The 12,519-nt window shown below is 72.1% G+C and carries 11 protein-coding genes; 5 read left to right on the forward strand and 6 right to left on the reverse strand.

From position 1 onward, the window contains the following. A partial coding sequence (locus tag ACWJ6R_RS18340) for a hypothetical protein (protein WP_449063388.1) occupies window positions 1–193 on the reverse strand: 193 nt, incomplete at its 3' end. Window positions 194–1,703: 1,510 nt separating this feature from the next. Between ACWJ6R_RS18340 and ACWJ6R_RS18345 the strand changes: the two genes are divergently transcribed. Then, window positions 1,704–3,134: a serine hydrolase domain-containing protein gene (locus tag ACWJ6R_RS18345; protein WP_449063389.1), complete on the forward strand. Its 1,431-nt coding sequence runs from the start codon at window positions 1,704–1,706 to the stop codon at window positions 3,132–3,134. A 46-nt stretch (window positions 3,135–3,180) separates the two neighbouring features. Here the strand turns inward: ACWJ6R_RS18345 and ACWJ6R_RS18350 are convergent, their stop codons facing one another. Together ACWJ6R_RS18350 and ACWJ6R_RS18355 are read right to left on the reverse strand one after the other, a co-directional pair. Next, window positions 3,181–3,801 carry an L-threonylcarbamoyladenylate synthase gene (locus ACWJ6R_RS18350; protein ID WP_449063390.1) on the reverse strand — a complete coding sequence of 207 codons (621 nt, stop codon included), beginning with the start codon at window positions 3,799–3,801 and terminating at the stop codon, window positions 3,181–3,183. 231 nt (window positions 3,802–4,032) lie between these two features. Then, complete coding sequence (locus ACWJ6R_RS18355; protein ID WP_449063391.1) at window positions 4,033–4,284, reverse strand: hypothetical protein; 252 nt, start codon at window positions 4,282–4,284, stop codon at window positions 4,033–4,035. Between the two features lie 584 nt (window positions 4,285–4,868). Here ACWJ6R_RS18355 and ACWJ6R_RS18360 point away from each other — a divergent pair. Continuing rightward, window positions 4,869–5,477, forward strand: coding sequence for a carbohydrate-binding protein (locus tag ACWJ6R_RS18360; protein ID WP_449063392.1), 609 nt, complete (start codon window positions 4,869–4,871; stop codon window positions 5,475–5,477). A gap of 62 nt (window positions 5,478–5,539) precedes the next feature. Here the strand turns inward: ACWJ6R_RS18360 and ACWJ6R_RS18365 are convergent, their stop codons facing one another. Together ACWJ6R_RS18365 and ACWJ6R_RS18370 are read right to left on the reverse strand one after the other, a co-directional pair. Then, window positions 5,540–6,796, reverse strand: coding sequence for a cytochrome P450 family protein (locus ACWJ6R_RS18365; protein ID WP_449063393.1), 1,257 nt, complete (start codon window positions 6,794–6,796; stop codon window positions 5,540–5,542). A gap of 30 nt (window positions 6,797–6,826) precedes the next feature. Then, entirely contained in the window at window positions 6,827–7,570 is a 744-nt protein-coding gene (locus ACWJ6R_RS18370) for a TetR/AcrR family transcriptional regulator (protein ID WP_449063394.1), read from the reverse strand. A 181-nt stretch (window positions 7,571–7,751) separates the two neighbouring features. Here ACWJ6R_RS18370 and ACWJ6R_RS18375 point away from each other — a divergent pair, with 181 nt between their 5' ends. Beyond that, window positions 7,752–9,404, forward strand: a complete 1,653-nt coding sequence (locus ACWJ6R_RS18375) for a diguanylate cyclase domain-containing protein (RefSeq protein WP_449063395.1) — start codon at window positions 7,752–7,754, stop codon at window positions 9,402–9,404. 151 nt (window positions 9,405–9,555) lie between these two features. Then, window positions 9,556–11,094, forward strand: coding sequence for an FAD-dependent oxidoreductase (locus ACWJ6R_RS18380; RefSeq protein WP_449063396.1), 1,539 nt, complete (start codon window positions 9,556–9,558; stop codon window positions 11,092–11,094). Window positions 11,095–11,154: 60 nt separating this feature from the next. Here ACWJ6R_RS18380 and ACWJ6R_RS18385 read toward each other — a convergent pair whose 3' ends face one another. Continuing rightward, window positions 11,155–11,604, reverse strand: coding sequence for a hypothetical protein (locus tag ACWJ6R_RS18385; protein ID WP_449063397.1), 450 nt, complete (start codon window positions 11,602–11,604; stop codon window positions 11,155–11,157). Window positions 11,605–11,835: 231 nt separating this feature from the next. On the opposite strand from ACWJ6R_RS18385, the gene ACWJ6R_RS18390 reads away from it, so the two are divergent. Beyond that, a partial coding sequence (locus ACWJ6R_RS18390) for a CHAP domain-containing protein (RefSeq protein WP_449063398.1) occupies window positions 11,836–12,519 on the forward strand: 684 nt, incomplete at its 3' end.

Consider the following 12,519-nt stretch of genomic DNA (forward strand, 5'->3'; position numbering starts at 1 on the left):
AGCTGGTGCCGCTGGCCTTGCTGGAGCCGTCGGCGCCGCCGCTCAGGCTCAGGTTGGTGGCGGTTGCGGCAGCCGACGCGGGCAGCGTCATGGTGACCACGAGACCGCCGACCATGGTCGCGGCTGCTGCGATGGCAACCGTCAAGCGGGTCCTGCGCCGACGCCGTTTCATGTGGGTCATGGATGTTTCCATCGTTCCTCCATGCTGCCGCCAGGCGTGTCGGCGGCGGGGGGTTGATGTGGGGGTGCGCTCTCCTGGGGAGGGGCTCGGAACACGCTTTTCCTCGAGGAGGAGCTTGGAAAACGCTTTCCAGGCGGAAAGTTATTACTTCCTGTCTGCTCGAGTCAATAGGGTGAAGCAGCCAAGAAAGATCATTCAGGTATGCCGCTTAGAGCTCTAAGGCCTGTCCTGTGAATCTTCTCCTCAGGAGCTCGGCCTGGTCACCGATGGGGCGGACATGGCGCTCCAGGGAGCAGGCCGTCGAGAGACTCCTGCAACGACGACAGGGGAACGACCGAGCCGCCACGGGCCGCGTCCGCTCATATCTGCGCCTTCGCGGTGAAGCCGGCACATTCCTCCGTGCTGTCGTCGCAAAGACGGATGAACAGCAGGTAGGGCACGATGTGGGAGTTGACCCGGTACGCGTCGCCCCACAGCGGACGCCAGGCGGAGGCCTGATTGATCCGGTTCGCTGCGGTCAGGACCTCCGTGCCGTAGGAGACTCCGAGGTAGGACAGGACAGCTTCGGCTCACCGAAGGCGGCGGGGATGACGTCCATGTCGCCAAGACGACCACCAGGCCCGCACCCATGCCGCCAGGAACCGTGTGACGCCGTCATGCGCTCTCGCTGGCCTGTACCGGACCAGATGGCAGGGCGCCGCGCCCCCTTTCCCGCCTCCCAGGAATCCTTGGGGGCCGGAACCCCTCGGCCGGGGTCAGCGCCGCGATGCACGCCGTCGACCGCCGGCGGGCCCACGCCATGCGGGCCTCATCCGTGCAGGCGGGCGGCCCGGACAGCGGCTGCCCGTCCTGGCCGTGCACGATCCGGTGCCGGTGCACCCAGCTGCCCGGGGTGCCGGCGTTGATCCCGAACCCTGAGCGGGTGCGGTCGCGGTCGCGGCCCTCCGACGGGCCCGGCACCACCCGCACGGACCGGTCGCATCACACGCCATCGGGCCGCAAGAGCCGGAGCCTGGCGACTGCAGCTTTCCCGATCATCCGTGCGCCTGCGTCTTCGGAGGACCGGCCCTGGTGACGATCGGGTGGACGAGGTCAGCGGGAGGCGTCTCAGCCGGAATCACCGGGTCTCTTCGACTCCACCGCCGAGGCCACCGTGGTCTGGTGCTCTTTGATCCGCGCGACGATCCCGGTGATCTCCGACAGCGCCTGCGCCGCCTCGGCGCTGCCGCCCTGGATCGCGGCGGGCAGCGTCTGCTCTTCGGCGATCGCGGTGTAGGCGTCGAAGCTCTCGCGGAACTCCGCGTCGCGATCGTTCTTCGGCCGTGTCGAGGGCGGGTGCGAGCGGCGCGAGCGCGGCGCGGAGCAGATCGGGTAGCGAACCGGACAGCACGACGAGGCCGCCGGCGGCAGGGGACGCGACGGCCGAGCGGGCCGCTGGGCCGAGGCGGTCGGGGAACGGCCCGGCTGCGCGGTGTCCCATAATTCGATTGGGTGGATTCAGCGGACTTGTTAGGTTTCCTGGATGCCTTCTCAACGCACTCTGCTGCCGCGCTCGACACCGGCCGCCTCGGGGGTGTCGTCCCGTTCGATCGCCGCGCTGCTGGACCGTCTCGAAGCACGATCCGTCGAGTGCCACTCCATCATGGTCGTACGCCACGGGCACGTCGTCGCCGAAGGCTGGTGGGCACCGTACTCGGCCGGACGCCCGCACCTGCTCTACTCGCTGACCAAGTCGTTCACCTCGGTCGCCGTGGGGCTCGCGATCGCCGACGGGCTGCTCTCGCTGGACGACCGGGTGGTGGACGTGCTGCCCGACCACGTCCCGGCCGACATCTCGGCGCAGGGACGCCGCCTCACCGTCCACCACCTGCTGTCCATGACGGCCGGCCGCCACGCCGACAGCCTCGCCGAGGCCTGGCGGCTGGAACCGGACGACCTGGTGAAGGGCTTTCTGCGCGTGCCGTTCCCCGAGGCCGAGGGGACCCGGCACGCCTACGACAACGCGACCACCTTCGTCCTGGCCCGGATGGTGGAACGGGTCACCGGCCGCAGCCTGCCGGAACTGCTCGACGAGCGCCTCTTCGCACCGATGGGCGTCGAGCACGCCGAATGGGACCGGGTGGCGAGCGGCGCCGCCTTCGGATTCCACGGGCTGCACCTGACGACCGAGGCCGTCGCCGCCTTCGGCGAGCTGCTGCTGCGCGGCGGCCGGTGGGGCGGCCGGCGGCTCGTCCCGCGCGGATGGGTGGAGCTCGCGACCAGACGGCACATCGACACCCTGCAGGTCGAGGACGGATCGGGGGACGCCGACTACCTTTGCGGGTACGGCTACCAGTTCTGGATGTCACGTCACGGCTACCACGGTGACGGCTCCTTCGGCCAGCAGCTCGTGGTCGTCCCGCCGCACGACCTCGTGGTCGCCGTGACCGGTGCCCATACGCAGGCGCAAGCGGTGCTCGACGCGGTGTGGGAGTGCCTGCTGCCCGGCCTGGACCATGTCGCGAGCACCCGGGACGACGAGATCCTCGCCGAGCGGCTGCGGCGGCTGTCCCTCGCGCCGGTGCCGGGCCTGTCCGCCCCGGACCGCTCCGCCAAGGCCATGATCGAGGCCTGCGGGGAGGACTCGCCGCTGCCCGACGGGACCGCGGTGACCGTCGACCCCGTGGACGGCGGATGGCTCCTGCGGCTCGGGGCCTCCCTGGAGGTGGCGGTCGGCCACGGCGAATGGCGGGAGAGCTCACCGCTCGGCCGCCCCGTCGTCGCGGCCGGCGCCTGGCGAGGCGACGCGTTCGCCGCCGACCTCTACGTCATCACCACTCCGCACCGGGTCCGGCTGGTGGTCGACGCCGGCGCGGGCACGGCGGTCGCGACGTGGAACACCGTGCCGCTGACCGGCCCCGATCTGGCGTTGCACCTGCGGTCGCCGCTGATGACCCGGCCCGACGTCGCGTAGGTGACGCCGGGCCGGGCCCGCGGGCGGGCGTCACCGCGCCGATCCCCTACTCGAAGGGGGACGGGTCCCCGGTTCCCCGGCGGAGGATCTCCGGCTCGCCCTGCGAGAGGTCGACGACCGTCGTCGGGGTCGCTCCGCACTCGCCGGAGTCGACGACGGCGTCCACCGCGTGGTCGAGCCTCTCCTTGATCTCCCAGCCCTGCGTCAGAGACTCGGTCTCATCGGGCAGCAGCAGGGTGCTCGACACCAGCGGCTCGCCGAGCTCGCCCAGCAGTGCCTGCACGACTATGTGATCGGGGATCCGGACGCCGACCGTCTTCTTCCTGGGGTGCAGCAACCGCCGCGGCACCTCCTTGGTCCCGGGCAGGATGAACGTGTAGCCGCCCGGGGTCGCCGCCTTGACCGAGCGGAACTGCGCGTTGCTCACCTGAACGAACTGGCCGAACTGGGCGAAGTCCCTGCACACGAGGGTGAAGTGGTGGTCGCTGCCGAGGTCGCGGATCTCCCTGATCCGGTCGATCCCCTCCTTGTTGCCCAGTCGGCATCCCAGCGCGTAGCCGGAGTCCGTCGGATACGCGATCAGCCCGTCCGCCCGCAGGAGGTCGGCCACCTGCCCGATCAGGCGGGGCTGCGGACTGTCCGGATGCACATCGAAGTATTTCGCCACACCTCAGAGCTTAGAGACGGCTGCGAACGCGATCGCCCGGCCCCGTGAACGGGACACCGGATCCCGGCGGCGCCGGGCGGACGGCCGTACGGCGGAGCGGCACCGTGGCCGTACGGCGGGACAGCGGGACAGCGGGACAGCGAGGCGATCGAACCGGAGAGCGCTCTCTAAATTTTTACCGTAGATATTGACCGGAATTAACGTTCGCGCAACAGTGATATTCATCGGTCTTCATGCTGCAGCGACGATCGACCGCCCCTCGCCCACCCCCCGAGAGAGGCCGCGAATGAGCCGTCCACGCTTGAGAAATCGCTCTCTGAGATGGATTCCGATCATCATCGCCGCGCTGGCGCTGCCGCTGGCCGCCGTCGCCGCCAACGCCGCCGTCCCGTCCACCCCCTCCGGCTGGTCCCTGGTCTGGAGCGACGACTTCAACGGTGGCGCCGGATCCCTCCCCTCCTCCGCCGACTGGATCATCGACACCGGCCACGCCTACCCGGGAGGCCCCGCCAACTGGGGCACCGGCGAGATCCAGCGCTACACCTCCGACCCCGCCAACCTGAGCCTCGACGGCACCGGCAACCTGCGCATCACCCCGCTCAAGAACGGGAGCGAGTGGACCTCGGGCCGCATCGAGACCCGGCGCGCCGACTTCAAGCCCGCCGACGGCCGCATCCTGCGCATCGAGGGCCGGATCCAGATGCCCAACGTCACCGGTGACGCCGCGCTGGGCTACTGGCCGGCCTTCTGGGCGCTGGGCGGCCCGTACCGCGGCAACTACTGGAACTGGCCCGCCATCGGCGAGTTCGACATCATGGAGAACGTCAACGGGATCAACTCCGTCTGGGCCGTGCTGCACTGCGGGGTGAACCCCGGAGGCCCCTGCAACGAGACCACCGGCCTGGGCGCCAGCCGTACCTGCCCGGGCGTCCTGCCAGTCGGCGTTCCACACCTACCGCTTCGAGTGGGACCGCTCCGTCTCCCCCAACCAGCTGCGCTGGTACGTCGACGGACAGCTGTTCCACAGCCTCAGCCAGAACCAGTTCGACGCCACGACCTGGAACAACATGACCTCCCACCAGGGGTACTTCCTGCTGCTCAACGTGGCGATGGGCGGGGCGTTCCCCAACGCGCTGGGCGGGCAGACGCCGACCGCCGCCACGGTCTCCGGCCGGCCGATGCTCGTCGACTACGTGGCCGTCTGGCAGAGCGGCTCCGGGCCCGATCCCACCCCGACCATCACGCCCACCGGCGGCCCCGGCGGAGTCGACGCCCGCTCGACCATCCAGGCCGAGGCCCACCAGGCGCAGTCGGGCGTCATGGTCGAGTCCACCACGGACGCGGGCGGCGGGCAGAACGTCGGCGGGATCGGCAACGGCAACTGGCTGCGCTTCGACGACGTGCGGTTCGGGAGCACGGCGGCCACCCAGTTCAAGGCCCGGGTCGCGTCCGGGGCGGCGGGCGGGGTCAGCGGACTGGTCCAGGTGCGCCTGGGCAGCCCGACCGCCGCGCCGATCGGCGACTTCGCCATCGCCAACACCGGCGGCTGGCAGAGCTGGCGCACTATTCCCGCCAACATCTCCCCGGTGACCGGGACCCACACGGTCTACATCACCTTCAGCAGCGGGCAGCCCGCCGACTTCGTCAACCTCAACTGGTTCTCGTTCGGCAACTGATCCCGGCCGGGTCGCCGCCCGCGGCGGCCCGGCCCTCCCTGCCGCCCCGGAGTCTCAGAGTCTCAGGGCAGCCGGGCCAGGCGCCGCATGCTCGGCAGCGGCTGCCGGGGAAGGTCCTCGGGCGCCACGGCCAGGGCGAGGCCGGGGAAGCGGCGCAGCAGCGCCGACAGCGCCACCTCGCCCTCCTGGCGGGCCAGTGCGGCGCCCAGGCAGTAGTGCAGTCCGTGGCCGAAACCGACGTGGTCCTCCCGCCGCCCGTCCGGCTCACGGGTGATGTCGAGGCGGTCGGGGTCGTCGAACACGCGCGGGTCGCGGTTGGCTCCGGCCAGTACGGCCAGCACCGCCTCGCCCCGGCGGACCGTCATGCCGCCGATCTCGGCGTCCTCGGCGGCGTAGCGCATCCGGGTCAGCAGGACCGGGCCGCACCAGCGCATCAGCTCGTGGACGGCGCGGGGCATCAGCTCCGGCTCGCGGCGGAGCAGGGCCAGCTGCCCGGGATGGGCGAGCAGCGCCGCGGTCCCGTTGCCGATCAGGTGGGCGGTGGTCTCGTGCCCGGCCAGGACCAGGGTCAGGACCATCGTGACCAGCTCGGCGTCGCCGAGCCGGTCGCCGTCCTCGTCGTGGACGTGGACCAGCCCGGTGAGCAGGTCGTCGCCGGGGGCGGCGCGGCGCCGTACGATCAGCTCCTCGATGTATCCCACCATGTCGCGCAGGACCGCGCCGAACCCCTCCGGGTCCGGGGAGAACAGCGCGGCGCCCCACTCCCGCCACCGCGGGCGGTCCTCCTGCGGGATGCCGACCAGCTCGCAGATGACGGTGATCGGCAGCGGGTAGGCGAAGTGCTCGATCAGGTCGACGACGCCGTCCTCGGCCGTGCCGGGCAGCCGGTCGAGGAGGTCCTCGGCGATCTCGGCGACCCGTGGCCGCAGTTCGGCGACCCGGCGCGCGGTGAAGGCCCGGGAGACGAGCCGGCGCAGCCGGATGTGGTCCTCGCCGTCGGCGTCCAGGATGCTGTCCAGCACGTACCGCGCGTACTCCGGGGGGATGCCGCGCGCCCGGATCACCTGCTCGCGGATGTTCTCCACGTCCTGCCCGGGGACGTGCGCCGGGTCGTTGACGAACCGGGTGTCGCCCAGGACCGTCTTGACGTCGTCGTAGCGGGTGACGAGCCAGACGGGGGCGGCCGCGCCGGGGATGGCGCCGCGCACCATCGGGGCCTGCTCCCGCATCCGCGCGAACCCGCCGTACGGGTCGTTCAGCAGCGCGGGGTCCATCAGGTCGAACGTGCCGGTCGCGGCGGAACCTTCCGGAGTGCTCATGGTCTCCCCTCGGGGACGTCAGGGCGGGTGTCAGGTGAGTTTCTGGCGGCCGATCTCCTCGTGCAGCCGGTCGTGCAGGCGCCGGTAGAGGGCGACGACCTCGGGCGCCGCCGCACGGACCGCCTCGGGACCGGCGGGCCGTTCGAAGGCCGAGCGCACGACCTCGGCGAGCATGCCCGCCGTCGCCTCGATGCCCGGCTCCTGCGCCGGGGCCGTCGGCCCGGTCAGCAGGAAGCCGGTCATGACCGCGGCGAACGCGTGGCGCTGCAGCCGGAGCGGGGAGTCCGCCCGCACCAGGCCGTGCGCGCGGAGCACCTCGAAATGGCCGTCGACGACCCGTTCGCGAGTCTCGACGAGGTCGCCGGCCAGCGCGGAGGCGCTCCTGCTCAGCGAGCCCAGGGCCTCGGAGTCGACCGTGAAGACCGCCCGGGCCACGGGGTCGTGGTGGATCAGGAGGTAGGCCGACCGGGCCAGCTCGCTGAGCAGGACCGCGGAGGGGTCCGCCCGCATGTCCTGGACGAGGAGCCCGGTCATCCGCCGCTGGGAGCGCATCAGCACCGTCAGGAGCAGCGCCTCCTCCGTGGCGAAGTGCAGGTGGACGGTGCCCCTGCCCACGCCGGCCCGGCGCGCGACGTCCTCGACGGTGACCCGCCGGCATCCCCGGGCGACCAGCAGCTCGGCCGCGGCGTCCAGGATCCGCTCGGCCCGCCGGTCGCGCCCGGCCTCGGCCGGGGTCATGGAGGTCGTGCCGGGGGGCGTGTCCAGTGGTGTCACGTCGCGGAATCTTCCTGGTGCGTTCGTCGGCGGTGTCCGGCCGGGTGGCCGGACGGGAGGTCCGGCTACCCGGTCAACTCTAGTAGTGCCCCGGTCAGGGCGGCCGCGAGCCGTGTTCGGTGACGGGTTCCGCTCCGCCGGGCGGCCTCAGGAAGCCTCGTCCGGTGCCGATGAGACCTTCATGACCGAGCACGTTCAACCTCTCGATGCCCGGGACAGGACCCTGACCGGGCTCTTGGAGCACCCGCACGTACGCGTCGCGGCGCTGGCGCCCGACGGGCATCGTGTGCCGGTGCCCGCGGCGCTGGGCCTCAGCGGTGACCGGCTGATCCCCCTGCCGCGGGGCAGGTCCAACATGCTGGACCTGCTGCATCCGGGCGACGTCGTGGCGGCCCTCACGACCTGGGAGCGCGCGGGCAGGACGGGGGTGGCGGCCCTCGACGCCCGGATGCGCGACGATCCGGATCGCCACTGCAAGGTGACCGCCGTCGACATGCGGCACCGCTACGGCGTGTTCGTCTGCGTCCTGATGGACATCGACGGGGACGGGGCCGCCTCCGGCGCCTCGATCGAGCAGTCGCTGGCGTCCCTGCGTCCGCGCTCCGCCCGGATGCTCAAGAAGTTCGACGGGGTCATCACCGACATCGACGACCGGGTGACCCGGATGCTCGGCTGGACCCGGCAGCAGATGGTCGGTTCCAGGTCGACGCAGTTCTTCCACGACGAGGACGTGCACCGCTCGATCTCGGGCTGGCTCGACATGCTGGGCACCAAGCAGGGGTCGCGGTCGCGGCTGCGCCACCGCTGCGCGGACGGCGGCTGGCTGTGGGTCGAGATAGAGAACACCTACCCCGAGGCGGCCGAGCTCGAAGACGCCGTCATCGTCAGCCACATCAGCGACGTCTCCGAGGAGATGGCCGCCTACGAGGCGCTGGGCCAGCGCGAGCAGCTGTTCCGGCGGCTCGCCGACTCGCTGCCCATCGGCCTGTTGCAGCTCGGGCAGGACGGTTCCGTCGTCTACGCCAACTCCCTGCTCGCCGCGATGTTCGGAACCGGCGGGGCCGCGACGGCTCGGGAACAGCTGGCGAACGTCGCCGAACGCGACCGCGCGATGCTGGACGCGGCGCTCGAGAACGTGCTGCGCGGAGGCCCCGACCGCGAACTCGAGGTCGCCGTCGAGCCCTCCGGGGCGCGCGGGGAGCCGCGCCGCTGCGCGATGACCCTGATCGGCCTGTCGGACGAGGAGGGTGCGCCCGGAGCGCTCGTCTGCGTCCGCGACATCACCGAGAGCGTGCGTTCACGCGAGGAACTGCGGATCAGGGCGACGTTCGACCAGCTCACCGGCTGCCACAACCGCGCCTCCAGCCTGGCGGTCCTCGACCGGGAGCTGTCCGCGCGAGGCCGCCACCACACCGGAGTGATCTTCATCGACCTCAACGAGTTCAAATCGGTCAACGACTCGCTCGGGCACGCGGCGGGCGACGAGCTGCTCGTCCAGGCCGCGGACCGGATCAGGGGGGTGATCCGCAACGACGACGTCGTCGGGCGGATCGGCGGGGACGAGTTCCTGCTGATCTGCCCGCGGCTCGAGCTGCCCGCGGAGGTGATCACCATCGCCGAGCGGGTCGGCGAGGCGCTGGAGGGCGAGGTCGCGTTGTCGGCCGGCACGGCGCGGCTCAGCGCGGCCATCGGGGTGACGTGCTCCACGTACGGCTCCACGGGCGACGTCCTCATCGCGCAGGCCGACATGGCCATGTACGAGTCCAAACGCCGGCGGCCCCTGCGGCCTGTGCCGTTCGGCGAGGCTTTCACCGGGGCGGACGTCCCGCGGTAGCGTCTCGGCCGCCACCGGCGTCCACGTGCCGATCCGCGGCACGGGATCCGGTCCCGGAGGAGTCCCGGAGGAGTCCCGGAGGCGGACCCCACCTCCGCCCTCCGGGGGCGGCCGGACGTGAGAGGCGCCGTCTGGCGGGCAGGAGCCGCCCATGACTACGCAATCCTTCTGGATCGAATCGGCCGCGGGCCGGCCGTACCCGGCGCTCGCCCAGGACCTCGAGGTCGACGTCGCCGTGGTCGGCGCCGGGATCGCCGGGCTGAGCACGGCCTGGGAACTGGCGAAGGAGGGCCTGTCGGTGGCGGTGCTGGAGGCCGGGAGGATGGCGGAGGGCGTCACCGGGAACACCACGGCCAAGCTCTCGGCCCAGCACACGATGGTCTACGCCAGGCTGGCCAGGTCCGCCGGGGCGGAGACCGCCCGGTTGTACGCCGCCTCCCAGACGGAGGCGGTCGAGCACGTGGCGCGGACCGCCGCCGAGCTCGGCATCGACTGCGAACTGGAGCGGCTGCCCTCCTACACCTACGCGGAGTCCGACGACGGCGTCGAGGAGCTCCGCCGGGAGGCCGAGGCGGCGGCGGAGGCAGGTCTGGCCGCGGAGTTCACGACCTCCGCGCCGCTGCCCTTCCCGGTCGCGGGGGCGGTGCGGGTGGACGGGCAGGCGCAGTTCCACCCCCGCCGGTACCTGCTCGGCCTCGCCGAGGCGATGACCGCCCGCGGTGTGCGGATCTTCGAGGGCACCCGCGTCGTGGCGCTCGACGAGGGCGAGCCGTGCAGCCTCCGGACCGAGGGCGGGACGACCGTCACCGCCCGGGACGCCGTGGTGGCCACGCATTACCCGGTGTTCGACCGCGCCATGCTGTTCACCCGGATGAAGCCCCACCGCGAGCTGGTCGTCGCCGCCGCGATCCCGGTCGGCGCCGACCCCCGCGCCATGTTCATCACCACCGAGCAGAACACCCGCTCCGTGCGGACGGCGCCGTACGGCGAGGGCCGGCGGCTGCTGATCGTCACCGGCGAGCAGTTCGAGCCGGGCGCCGGCGGGGTGGGCGAGCGGTTCGACCGGCTGGCCGCGTGGACGGCCGAGCGGTTCGGCGCCACCGAGGTCGCCTACCGGTGGGCGGCCCAGGACAACCACACCACCGACGGGCTGCCGTTCATCGGGCCGCTCCACCCCGGCGCCCGCCACGTCTACGTCGCCACCGGGTTCGGCGGCTGGGGCATGAGCAACGGCGTCATGTCGGGTCTGCTCCTCACCGACCTGGTCCGCGGGCGGCAGCGGTCGTGGACCCGGCTCTACGACCCCCGGCGGCTGCACCCGCTCCGGGAGGCGGGACCGGCGCTGAAGATGCAGGCGGCCGTCGCCGCCCACTTCGTCGGGGACCGGCTGGGCACCGGACCGGCCGACGCACTGGAGGAGCTGGACCCGGGGCGGGGCGCGGTCCTCAAGGTGGGCGGGAAGCGCTGCGCGGTCTACCGCGACGAGGACGGGCGGGTCCACGCGGTCTCGGCGGTCTGCACCCACCTGGGATGCGTCGTGGGCTTCAACGACGCCGAACGCACCTGGGAGTGCCCCTGCCACGGCTCGCGGTTCGACGTGGACGGTTCGGTCCTGCAGGGGCCCGCCACCGAGCCCCTCGATCGGGTGGAGCTGCCGGAGACCCGGACGGAGCGTGAGGCGGCCGGGTGACTCCCCCGGGCGCGGCGATGCCCGGGGGCAGGGCTGACGGACTCGGCCCGTCCCGCCCGATCACCTCGTCCTGGGGCGGCCGCCCCGCCCGGAACCGCGGAACAGGTCCCTGCGCTGCAGGAGGTAGGCGAGCTTGGCGGCGGTGACGCGGACCGCCTCCTCGTGGCGGTGGCGTTTGGCCGGTACGGCCGCCGCCCAGCGTTCGAGGACGCGGGCCATCTCGTCGGCGACCTCGCCGATCACCCGGTAGCGGGTGCTGAAGGCGTAGAGGTCGCCGTGGACCTCGTCGACCAGGTCCTCGTCCACCCGGCGGGTCAGCGGCGCGATCCCCTTGAGGATGCCCGCCTCCATCCCCGGGGTCACCGGGGCGCGGCGGGCGTCGCCGTCCGGGACCATGACCAGCGCCCGGACCCGGGCGAGGGCCAGTGCCCGCTCGGCCTGCGGGGTGGCGGGGTGCTCGGCGAGGTCCAGCAGGCGGCGCAGGGTCTCCTGCGTCTTGTCGTCGAACATGGAGGAACCCGTTCCCGTCGCGTGATGTCGCGCAAATGCTATTCGACCCGCGCGCGGCGGCGGCCGAGAGCGGGCGATGGTAGACGGTGGACCGCTCCGCTTCTTCCCATCCATCAAATCCGGTATTAATCAGCCGATCGTCCCCCTTGTCCGGGTTTACCGGAATAAAGTCCAGCCTTGTCGATCGATGACCCCTTTCCGGCGGACGGGGGACGAAAGTGACGGGCGGGCGTGGATCCGATAGGCGACGAACTGCTGGAAGTCATGGTGGCGGAGCTCGGATACCGGGAGCGCCCCGGTCAGCACACCAAGTTCGGCGAGTGGTACGCGGCCGCCGTCCGGGACCCCCAGTACCGCACGGCCCCGTGGTGCGACATGTTCGTCGCCTGGGCGGCGGAGAAGGCCGACGTGACGGACTACGTCGGCCGGTTCGCCTGGACGCCCTCGCACGCCCGCTGGTTCGAGACCAACGGCGCCTGGAGCGCCGAACCGGAGCCCGGCGCCCTGGTCTTCTTCGACTGGTCGGGCGGCGACGACATCAAGGGGATCGACCACGTCGGCATCGTGGAGCGCGTCGACGGTGGAACGATCCACACGATCGAGGCCAACGTCGACCGGGTCTGGCTGAAGCGCAAGGTCCGCGACCAGGAGAAGGTCGTCGGCTACGGACTGCCGCGCAAGGTCAAGGAGAACCTCTCCCGGGCTTCCGTGAAGGACGGGGTGGGCGAGGCGGACGGGGCGGCGACCGCGGGCAGGCCCATCGAGGTGCGTCCCGTGCCCGCCGCGGGCACCGCGGCCCTGACGCTGTCCGACGCCGGAGAGGCCCTGCCCGCGCTCCTGGAACCCGCCCCGCTGACGGTGCTCGCCGTCCTCGTGCTCGGCTGGGCCTTCCTCGTCTCCCGGTGCGCCGCGCCG

Source organism: Planomonospora algeriensis, from assembly GCF_977012225.1.

What these genes read in the sequence shown, in the direction of transcription:
- ACWJ6R_RS18345 (WP_449063389.1), top strand. Translation starts at nt 1,704, where the DNA reads ATGCCTTCTCAACGCACTCTGCTGCCGCGCTCGACACCGGCCGCCTCG.
- ACWJ6R_RS18360 (WP_449063392.1), top strand. Translation starts at nt 4,869, where the DNA reads ATGACCTCCCACCAGGGGTACTTCCTGCTGCTCAACGTGGCGATGGGC.
- ACWJ6R_RS18365 (WP_449063393.1), bottom strand. Translation starts at nt 6,796, where the DNA reads ATGAGCACTCCGGAAGGTTCCGCCGCGACCGGCACGTTCGACCTGATG.
- ACWJ6R_RS18375 (WP_449063395.1), top strand. Translation starts at nt 7,752, where the DNA reads ATGACCGAGCACGTTCAACCTCTCGATGCCCGGGACAGGACCCTGACC.
- ACWJ6R_RS18380 (WP_449063396.1), top strand. Translation starts at nt 9,556, where the DNA reads ATGACTACGCAATCCTTCTGGATCGAATCGGCCGCGGGCCGGCCGTAC.
- ACWJ6R_RS18385 (WP_449063397.1), bottom strand. Translation starts at nt 11,604, where the DNA reads ATGTTCGACGACAAGACGCAGGAGACCCTGCGCCGCCTGCTGGACCTC.